Consider the following 6,721-nt stretch of genomic DNA (forward strand, 5'->3'; position numbering starts at 1 on the left):
GCGAGCTGGAAGACGCCAGCATTCGCAATATCATCGGCCTGGGGCTGCCCGAGGCGATCGCCGCCCTCTGTCCGGGCATCGACCCGGATCGCGCCGAGCTGCTGCGCAGCCGCTACTCCTGGCATTTCGTGGAGGGTAACGACACGCCCATGCGCTTCTTCTCCGGCGTGGAGACGGGTATGACCGGCCTGCGCGGGCGGGTCGGCCAGCGTCTGGCGGTCGCCACCGGCAAGAGCCGTCGTGGCCTCGATCGGGTGTTTCGCGAAAGCGACAGCGGCCGCTGGTTTCACGCCAGCCGCACCGCCGACGAGAGTACGATCTCGAGATGGCCCGGGCCATCGGCATGGACCGGGTGGCGGTGACCTGGGGCGTGCACGCCCCCGAACGGCTTTCCGCCAGCCGCCCGACCTTCACCGCCGAGGCGGTGCCCGAGCTCTTCGACTGGCTGCAGGGACGATAAACCATGAGCGACGACGATCCGAAACGCACGGGAGCCGAGGACCCCTGGACCCAGGGAGAGGAGCGCTCCCCCGAGCAGGCGCGTGCCGAGCGCGAGGCGCGTCAGACGCCGCCGGCGCAGGCGGTAGGGGCGGCGGAGGACGCCGAGACCCTGCGCGAGCGCCAGCGCCTGCAGCAGATGGAGATGATGGGGCGCTGGATCGACGGCGTGCTGGTGGAGCAGCGCCGCGCGCGACGCTGGAAGCTGTTCTTCCGCTTCCTGTTTGCCGCGCTGATCCTGGCCTCACTGTCGGCAACCTTCTACAGCCTGATGATCGGCCCCGGCGTCAGCACGCCGACGGGCCCGCACCTGGGTCTGGTCAAGGTGAAGGGGGTGATCGATGCGGACTCCCCGGCCAGTGCGGAGCGCATCATTACCGGGCTCAATCGCGCCTGGGAGGCCGAGGAGAGCGAGGCCGTGGTGCTGCAGATCGACAGCCCCGGGGGCAGCCCGGTGCAGTCCCAGAGGATATTCGACGAGATCATGAGGCTGCGCGGCGAGGGCGACAAGCCGATCATCGCGGTGATCGAGGACGTCGGCGCCAGCGGCGCCTACTATGTCGCCGCGGCGGCGGACGAGATCGTGGTCGCCCCGGCCAGCCTGGTGGGCTCCATCGGGGTGATCTTCGCCAGCTTCGGCTTCGAGGAGGCCATCGATCGCCTGGGCGTCGAGCGCCGGGTCTATGCCGCCGGCGACAACAAGGCCTTCCTCGATCCCTTTTCGGCGGTGGCGCCTGAGCAGCGCGAGTTCTGGCAGTCGGTGCTGGAGACCACTCACGGGCAGTTCATCGATGCGGTGCGCAAGGGGCGCGGCGATCGCCTCTCCAGCGACGAGCGGCTGTTCACCGGGCTGGTGTGGAGCGGCGAGCAGGCCGTGGAGCTCGGTCTGGTGGACGGTATCGGCAGCCTGGGCGGCCTGGCCCGGGAGCGGCTGCCGGAGCCGAAGGTGCGCGACTACACGCCGCGCCTGGATCCCTTCGAGCGCCTGACGCGCCAGTTCGGCCGGGTGGCCCTGGAGTGGCTGGGGCTGCCCCGGGCCGACTCGCCGCTGCGTTATCAGCTGCCTTGACAGCGCCCAGCCGCCCTTCGGGCAGCGCCTAGCTGCAAGCGCCTAGCGCCCAGCCGCTCAGTGACGGGCGGCAGATGTCGAGGTCGGTGGGAAACCGCTTGACGCCTGAGAGGCAGCAGACATCATCCTGAGGCGCTAGGCGCTAGGCGCTAGGCGCTAGGCGCTAGGCGCTAGGCGCTAGGCGCTAGGCGCTAGGCGCTAGGCGCTAGGCGCTAGGCGCTAGGGGGTCCAGCCCCGCCTCGCGCAGCAAGGCGCAGAGGCGGATCAGCGGCAGGCCGATCAGGGTGTTGGGGTCGTCTCCCTCGAGCCGCTCGAACAGGGCGATACCCAGCCCCTCCATGCGGAAGCTGCCGGCGCACTCCAGCGGCCGCTCCTTTGCCACATACCGGGCGATCTCCGCCTCGCCGAGCCGGCGAAACACCACCTCATAGGTTTCGTGGGTCACCCAGTGGCGCCCCTTGCCCGTGTCCAGCAGGGCGAGGCCGGTAAGGAAGCGCACGCGGCGGCCGGAGAAGCGGGCCAGCTGGCCCCGCGCGGCGGCCTCATCACGCGGCTTGCCGAGGATCTCCCCGTCGAAGAGTGCCACCTGGTCCGAGCCGATGATCAGGTGATCGGGCCAGGCCTCGGCGAGGCGTTGCGCCTTGGTCAGGGCCAGGCGATGCACCAGCGTGGTGGGGGCCTCGCCAGGGTGCGGGGCCTCGTCGATATCAGGGCTCTGCCAGGCGTAGGGAAGCTGCAGGCGGTCGAGCAGCTGGCGTCTCCATCGGGAACCGGAGGCAAGAACGAGGCGAGGCATGGGCAGGCTTCCTGGTCGGGGTTGGCGCCGGAGGGTGGCGCGAAGCGGGCATCCTGCGGTGGCGTTAGCAGGGGCTTTCAACAGGGCTTTTGACAGCGGCAGGGGGAGTGCCTATTATTGCGCGCCTATGTTGACCACGCGACTTCCCCACAGGGTCGAGCCCTACAGGCTCGCCGCCCGCGCCGAACGCCTCGAGGGCCTGATGGCCCTTGACCTCTTCGCGCGTCTGGCCGAAGAGGTCGGCGCCCAGAGCGGCGACGTGCGCGTCACCCTCGATTTTGCCATCGATGCGCAGGGGCGTCGCGAGATCCGCGGCCACCTGGAGGCGGAGCTGCAGCTGCCGTGTCGGCGCTGTCTCTCGCCTTTGGCGCAGCCCGTGGAGAGCGAGTTCCTGCTGGGCATGGTCACCAGCGATGCCCTGGCAGCCGAGCTGCCCAGCACCCATGAGCCGGTGCTGGTGGAAGACGAACAGCTGAACCTGCTGACGGTGGTCGAGGATGAATTGATCCTCAGCCTGCCTCAGGTGGTTTACCACGACGAGGTCGACTGCAAGGTCTCTCGCGACCAGCTGACCAGCGGGGAGGATGCCGAGGCGTCCCGAGAGCCCGCAGCGAGTCCCTTCGATGTGCTCCGGCACCTCAAGGGCAAACCCTGATTCATCATCGTTTCACTCTGGAGTGACATCCCATGGCAGTTCAACAGAACCGCAAGACCCGTTCCAAGCGCGGCATGCGTCGTAGCCACGACGCCCTCAGCGCCCCGGCCCTGTCCCAGGACAAGGAGACCGGCACCACCCACCTGCGCCATCACGTCGCTCCGGACGGCTTCTACCGTGGCCGCAAGGTCGTCGACGCCTGAGGCGACGACGCACCGTCGGTAACTCCTGACCGCTGACCCCTCGTGCGAATCGCCATCGATGCGATGGGCGGTGACCTCGGTCCCCGTGCCACCGTGAGGGGGGCGGCCAGCGCTGCCCTCCAGGATCCTCGTCTTCTCCTACAGCTGTATGGCCCTCGCCGCCAGCTGGAGGAGGAGGTCTCCTGCCTGCCGCGGCGGCTTGCCGCGGCAGGCTCGCGTCTGGTAGTCGTGGACGCCCCCGAGGTGATTGCCCCTGGGCAGCGCCCGTCCGAGGCCCTGCGGCGGGGCCAGGCGTCCAGCATGGCGCGGATGCTGGCCGCCCTGGCAGCCGGCGAGGCATCGGCCGGCGTCAGCGCCGGCAATACCGGTGCGCTGATGGCGCTGGGGCGCCAGGTGCTGGGGACCGTGGCGGGCATTCCGCGTCCCGCCATCAGCACCGCCATCCCCACTCGCCGTCAGGGGCGCTGCTACCTGCTCGACCTGGGCGCCAACGTCGAGGCGTCCGCCGAACGCCTGGTGGATTTCGCCTTGATGGGAGAGATGATGGCGCGGCAGGTGGATGGGCTCGCGTCACCCAGGGTGGCGCTGCTCAACGTGGGGGTCGAGGGTACCAAGGGCACGACCAGCGTGCGCGAGGCGGATGCTCGGCTGCGCGGACTGCCGGGGATCGACTATCGCGGCTACGTTGAGGGTGACGGCATCTTCTCCGGCGACCTGGACGTGGTGGTCTGTGATGGTTTCGTCGGCAACGCCGTGCTCAAGGCCAGCGAAGGCCTGGCGCGGATGCTGGTGACTCGGGTCCAGGCCACCTTCGAGGCCCACTGGAGCAGCCGCCTGGTCGGTCTTCTGGCCCGGCCGGCGCTGCGCCGTCTGAAGGGCGAGCTTGACCCGGTACGCTACAATGGCGCCAGCCTGCTGGGTCTGGCCGGTATCGTGGTGAAGAGCCATGGCAGCGCCGATGCGGTCGGTTTCCACTATGCGGTACTGAGGGCTGTCCAGGAGGTGCGGCACGACTTGCCGCGTCGTCTGGAGGCGGGACTTGCCCCGAGGCGGGGCGCTGGCGAGTCGATCGGCGAATCCGGTCGAGTCGCCAGCGATCTCGACATCCTCGTGCCGGGACGTCCTGGTAACGATGACAGCCAACAAGAGCAAAGGTGACTCAATGACTCAATCCCTCGCCCTCGTGTTCCCCGGGCAGGGTTCCCAGCAGGTCGGCATGCTGCTGGAGCTGGCGGAACGTTACAGCGTGGTGCGCACCACCTTCGAGGAGGCCTCGGACGCGCTCGACTATGATCTCTGGCAGGTGGTTCAGGAGGGGCCCGAGGAGTCCCTCAACGCCACCGCCTGTACCCAGCCTGCGTTGCTCAGCTCAAGTGTCGCCATCTGGCGGGTCTGGCAGGAACTCGAAGGCCCGCGCCCCGGCGCTATGGCCGGCCACAGCCTCGGTGAGTACAGTGCCATGGTCTGCGCCGGCGTCATGTCCTTCGCCGAGGGCGTCAAGCTGGTGCGGCTGCGCGGCGAGGCGATGCAGGCCGCCGTGCCGGTGGGTGAGGGTGGCATGGCGGCGATCCTCGGCCTCGATGATGTCGCCGTGGAGCAGGCCTGCGCCGAGGCGGCCCAGGGCGAAGTGGTCTCGGCGGTCAACTACAATGCCCCCGGGCAAGTGGTGATCGCCGGCGCCAAGGCCGCCGTGGAGCGCGCCATCGCCGCCTGCCAGGCGGTCGGCGCCAAGCGCGCCATGCCGCTGCCGGTCTCGGTGCCGTCCCACTGTGCGCTGATGGAGCCGGCCGCAGAGCGGCTGGCCGCCGCCATGGCCGGTCTTGACCTTCGCGCCCCGCGCTACACCGTGATCCAGAACGTCGACGCCCAGGCCCATGCCGATGTCGAGACGTTGCGCACCCGGCTGATCGAGCAGCTCTATCGGCCGGTACGCTGGACCTCCTGCGTCGAGGCCATGGTCGAGGGTGGCGCCGAAGTGTTCATCGAGTGCGGGCCGGGCAAGGTGCTCACCGGCCTCGGCAAGCGTATCGCCCGGGGCAGCAAGGGGCTGGCGGTCAACGATCCCGACAGCCTGGAAGCGGCCCTGGAGCTGGCCCGCGGCGTAGCCAACGGCTGACCCATTCCTCAGGATGAAGGTGAAATCACCATGACAACCGAAACGAGAGTTGCCCTGATTACCGGCGCCAGTCGCGGTATCGGCCGCGCCATCGCCCATGAGCTGGGTCGTCAGGGGCGCATCGTGATCGGCACCGCCACCAGCGAGGCCGGCGCCGAGCGAATCGACGCCGACCTCAAGGCGCAGGGCATCCAGGGCGCCGGACGCCGGCTCGATGTCACCGACCAGGCCAGCGTCGATGCCCTGGTCAAGGCCGTCGGCGAGGAGTTCGGCGCACCCACCATCCTCGTCAACAATGCCGGTATCACCCGCGACAACCTGCTGATGCGCATGAAGGAGGAGGAGTGGGATGCGGTGGTGGACACCAACCTCAAGTCCGTCTATCGCGTCAGCAAGGCGTGCCTGCGCGGCATGACCAAGGCGCGCTTCGGGCGCATCGTCAGCATCAGCTCGGTGGTGGCCACCATGGGCAACCTGGGGCAGACCAACTATGCTGCCGCCAAGGCGGGCATGGAGGGCTTTACCCGGGCCCTGGCGCGCGAGGTGGCCTCGCGCGCCATCACCGTCAACGCGGTGGCCCCGGGCTTTATCGCCACCGACATGACCGAGGCGCTCCCCGAGGAGCAGCACAGGATGCTGCTGGGCCAGATTCCGCTGGCCCGACTCGGCCAGCCCGAGGAGATCGCCGCCGCCGTGGGCTTCCTCACCGGCGACACGGCGAGCTACATCACCGGCGAGACGCTGCACGTCAACGGCGGGATGAACATGCGTTGAGACCCCGCGGGGCAGGCGGTTGCGCCGGCCCCGGGGCGTCTATACACTACTCCGCAGCTTCTAACCTGCGGATCTGGAACCCTAGCGGCTGGTTATCTGAACGGCCAATGTGAACGACTGGAGTACGTCATAATGAGCACCATCGAAGAGCGCGTGAAGAAGGTTGTGGCCGAGCGCCTGAACGTCAAGGAAGAAGACATCCAGAACAGTTCCTCCTTCACCGAGGACCTGGGTGCCGACTCTCTGGATACCGTCGAGCTGGTCATGGCGCTCGAAGAGGAGTTCGACACCGAGATTCCCGACGAAGAAGCCGAGAAGATCACCACCGTCCAGGAAGCCATCGACTACGTCAACGCCCACCAGTGAGCCTGGTGGCGGTCGATGCCGCCTGTCGAGTTCGGGGGGGGTCGCCCCCTCAGGAAGCCGCCCAAGGGGCGGCTTTTTCGTGGCGCTCGTTATCCGCGGGCTTGTCAGGGCGGCACAGGGCGGGGAGACTCGGTATAATGCGCTCAAAGGACGGCTCCCCGAGCGGGAGCCCCGTCGTACTGGATGTCTGGAGGAACACTGATGGCACGTAGAAGGGTAGTGGTGACCGGTCTGGGGCTGGTCA

General features: G+C 68.5%; 8 protein-coding genes and 1 pseudogene. 8 read left to right on the forward strand and 1 reads right to left on the reverse strand.

Features of this window, described 5'->3' with window-relative positions; translation table 11 throughout:
• Both J5F18_RS09475 and sppA read left to right on the forward strand, forming a co-directional pair.
• Nucleotides 1-460, forward strand: a pseudogene (locus tag J5F18_RS09475) (HAD hydrolase-like protein); the annotation flags it as partial.
• Nucleotides 461-463: 3 nt separating this feature from the next.
• The gene (sppA, locus tag J5F18_RS09480; protein WP_346301991.1) at nt 464-1,567 is read left to right on the forward strand and encodes a signal peptide peptidase SppA; all 1,104 of its coding nucleotides are present in this window, start codon (nt 464-466) and stop codon (nt 1,565-1,567) included.
• Nucleotides 1,568-1,772: 205 nt separating this feature from the next.
• Here sppA and J5F18_RS09485 read toward each other — a convergent pair whose 3' ends face one another.
• On the reverse strand, nt 1,773-2,363 hold the full coding sequence (locus tag J5F18_RS09485) for a nucleoside triphosphate pyrophosphatase (protein WP_346301992.1): 591 nt from the start codon (nt 2,361-2,363) through the stop codon (nt 1,773-1,775).
• 127 nt (nt 2,364-2,490) lie between these two features.
• On the opposite strand from J5F18_RS09485, the gene J5F18_RS09490 reads away from it, so the two are divergent.
• From J5F18_RS09490 to acpP, 6 genes are all read left to right on the forward strand, one after another.
• Nucleotides 2,491-3,018, forward strand: a complete 528-nt coding sequence (locus J5F18_RS09490) for a YceD family protein (RefSeq protein WP_346301993.1) — start codon at nt 2,491-2,493, stop codon at nt 3,016-3,018.
• A 32-nt stretch (nt 3,019-3,050) separates the two neighbouring features.
• Nucleotides 3,051-3,221, forward strand: coding sequence for a 50S ribosomal protein L32 (gene rpmF, locus J5F18_RS09495; RefSeq protein WP_346301994.1), 171 nt, complete (start codon nt 3,051-3,053; stop codon nt 3,219-3,221).
• 42 nt (nt 3,222-3,263) lie between these two features.
• Nucleotides 3,264-4,379, forward strand: coding sequence for a phosphate acyltransferase PlsX (gene plsX, locus J5F18_RS09500; protein WP_346301995.1), 1,116 nt, complete (start codon nt 3,264-3,266; stop codon nt 4,377-4,379).
• Between the two features lie 4 nt (nt 4,380-4,383).
• Complete coding sequence (gene fabD / locus J5F18_RS09505) at nt 4,384-5,337, forward strand: ACP S-malonyltransferase (RefSeq protein WP_346301996.1); 954 nt, start codon at nt 4,384-4,386, stop codon at nt 5,335-5,337.
• Nucleotides 5,338-5,367: 30 nt separating this feature from the next.
• On the forward strand, nt 5,368-6,111 hold the full coding sequence (gene fabG / locus J5F18_RS09510) for a 3-oxoacyl-ACP reductase FabG (RefSeq protein WP_346301997.1): 744 nt from the start codon (nt 5,368-5,370) through the stop codon (nt 6,109-6,111).
• 132 nt (nt 6,112-6,243) lie between these two features.
• Complete coding sequence (acpP, locus tag J5F18_RS09515) at nt 6,244-6,477, forward strand: acyl carrier protein (protein WP_008956801.1); 234 nt, start codon at nt 6,244-6,246, stop codon at nt 6,475-6,477.
• The last annotated feature ends 244 nt before the right edge of the window (nt 6,478-6,721 follow it).

The organism is Halomonas sp. BM-2019, from assembly GCF_017584085.1.